Annotated in this window: 1 rRNA gene; it reads right to left on the bottom strand. The window is 56.8% G+C overall.

Annotated elements, in window-relative coordinates:
* Positions 1-22 precede the first annotated feature (22 nt).
* Positions 23-2,492 (bottom strand): 23S ribosomal RNA (locus tag EBH09_RS07590); the annotation flags it as partial.

A 2,492-nucleotide genomic window follows, 5' to 3' on the forward strand; every position in this document is an offset into this window, starting at 1 on the left:
AACACAGTGGACGCGAGCAACTGAGGACAAGCCCTCGGCCTATTAGTACCGGTCACCTCCACACCTTGCGGTGCTTCCAGATCCGGCCTATCAACCCAGTCGTCTACTGGGAGCCTTAACCCCTCAAGGGGGTGGGAGTCCTCATCTCGAAGCAGGCTTCCCGCTTAGATGCTTTCAGCGGTTATCCCTCCCGAACGTAGCCAACCAGCCATGCCCTTGGCAGGACAACTGGCACACCAGAGGTTCGTCCGTCCCGGTCCTCTCGTACTAGGGACAGCCCTTCTCAAGACTCCTACGCGCACAGCGGATAGGGACCGAACTGTCTCACGACGTTCTAAACCCAGCTCGCGTACCGCTTTAATGGGCGAACAGCCCAACCCTTGGGACCGACTCCAGCCCCAGGATGCGACGAGCCGACATCGAGGTGCCAAACCATCCCGTCGATATGGACTCTTGGGGAAGATCAGCCTGTTATCCCCGGGGTACCTTTTATCCGTTGAGCGACGGCGCTTCCACAAGCCACCGCCGGATCACTAGTCCCGACTTTCGTCCCTGCTCGACCCGTCGGTCTCACAGTCAAGCTCCCTTGTGCACTTACACTCAACACCTGATTGCCAACCAGGCTGAGGGAACCTTTGGGCGCCTCCGTTACTCTTTAGGAGGCAACCGCCCCAGTTAAACTACCCATCAGACACTGTCCCTGATCCGGATCACGGACCCAGGTTAGACATCCAGCACGACCAGACTGGTATTTCAACGACGACTCCCCCTGAACTGGCGTCCAGAGTTCACAGTCTCCCAGCTATCCTACACAAGCCGAACCGAACACCAATATCAAACTGTAGTAAAGGTCCCGGGGTCTTTCCGTCCTGCTGCGCGAAACGAGCATCTTTACTCGTAGTGCAATTTCACCGGGCCTATGGTTGAGACAGTCGAGAAGTCGTTACGCCATTCGTGCAGGTCGGAACTTACCCGACAAGGAATTTCGCTACCTTAGGATGGTTATAGTTACCACCGCCGTTTACTGGCGCTTAAGTTCTCAGCTTCGCCCCACCGAAATGGAGCTAACCGGTCCCCTTAACGTTCCAGCACCGGGCAGGCGTCAGTCCGTATACATCGCCTTACGGCTTCGCACGGACCTGTGTTTTTAGTAAACAGTCGCTTCTCGCTGGTCTCTGCGGCCACCCCCAGCTCAGGAAGTAAATTCCATCACCAGGAATGGCCCCCCTTCTCCCGAAGTTACGGGGGCATTTTGCCGAGTTCCTTAACCATAGTTCACCCGAACGCCTCGGTATTCTCTACCTGACCACCTGAGTCGGTTTAGGGTACGGGCCGCCATGAAACTCGCTAGAGGCTTTTCTCGACAGCATAGGATCATCCACTTCACCACAATCGGCTCGGCATCAGGTCTCAGCCTAATGTGCGACGGATTTACCTATCGCACGGCCTACACCCTTACCCCGGGACAACCACCGCCCGGGATGGACTACCTTCCTGCGTCACCCCATCACTCACCTACTAACCGCTTGGTTCGGCGGCTCCACCACTTTCCTTTCCCCGAAGGGTCCGGAACGGCTTCACGGCCTTAGCATCACGATGCTCGATGTTTGACGCTTCACAGCGGGTACCGGAATATCAACCGGTTATCCATCGACTACGCCTGTCGGCCTCGCCTTAGGTCCCGACTTACCCTGGGCAGATCAGCTTGACCCAGGAACCCTTAGTCAATCGGCGCAAACGTTTCTCACGTTTGTATCGCTACTCATGCCTGCATTCTCACTCGTGAACCGTCCACAACTCGCTTCCGCGGCTGCTTCACCCGGCACACGACGCTCCCCTACCCATCACAGCCGGCGTTGGCCGTATTGCTGCAATGACACGACTTCGGCGGTACGCTTGAGCCCCGCTACATTGTCGGCGCGGAATCACTAGACCAGTGAGCTATTACGCACTCTTTCAAGGGTGGCTGCTTCTAAGCCAACCTCCTGGTTGTCTGTGCGACTCCACATCCTTTCCCACTTAGCGTACGCTTAGGGGCCTTAGTCGATGCTCTGGGCTGTTTCCCTCTCGACCATGGAGCTTATCCCCCACAGTCTCACTGCCGCGCTCTCACTTACCGGCATTCGGAGTTTGGCTAAGGTCAGTAACCCGGTAGGGCCCATCGCCTATCCAGTGCTCTACCTCCGGCAAGAAACACACGACGCTGCACCTAAATGCATTTCGGGGAGAACCAGCTATCACGGAGTTTGATTGGCCTTTCACCCCTAACCACAGGTCATCCCCCAGGTTTTCAACCCTGGTGGGTTCGGTCCTCCACGAAGTCTTACCTCCGCTTCAACCTGCCCATGGCTAGATCACTCCGCTTCGGGTCTTGAGCGTGCTACTGAATCGCCCTGTTCGGACTCGCTTTCGCTACGGCTTCCCCACCCGGGTTAACCTCGCAACACACCGCAAACTCGCAGGCTCATTCTTCAAAAGGCACGCAGTCACGA

The sequence above is a fragment of the Streptomyces sp. E2N166 genome (assembly GCF_003671715.1).
GTDB classification, from domain to species: Bacteria; Actinomycetota; Actinomycetes; order Streptomycetales; family Streptomycetaceae; genus Streptomyces; species Streptomyces thinghirensis.